The following is a 267-nucleotide window of genomic DNA, read 5'->3' on the forward strand; positions in this document are numbered from 1 at the left end:
GCCTGGGGAGTACGGTCGCAAGATTAAAACTCAAAGGAATTGACGGGGACCCGCACAAGCGGTGGATGATGTGGATTAATTCGATGCAACGCGAAAAACCTTACCTACCCTTGACATGGATGGAATCCTTGAGAGATTAGGGAGTGCCCGAAAGGGAACCATTACACAGGTGCTGCATGGCTGTCGTCAGCTCGTGTCGTGAGATGTTGGGTTAAGTCCCGCAACGAGCGCAACCCTTGTCATTAGTTGCTACGAAAGAGCACTCTA

General features: G+C 50.9%; 1 rRNA gene. It reads left to right on the plus strand.

The features are described 5' to 3' along the window. Nucleotides 1–267: ribosomal RNA gene (locus tag GTP69_RS31955) — 16S ribosomal RNA — on the plus strand; the annotation flags it as partial.

Origin of the sequence: Duganella levis, assembly GCF_009857605.1 — a bacterium.
Lineage (GTDB): Bacteria > Pseudomonadota > Gammaproteobacteria > Burkholderiales > Burkholderiaceae_D > Rugamonas > Rugamonas levis.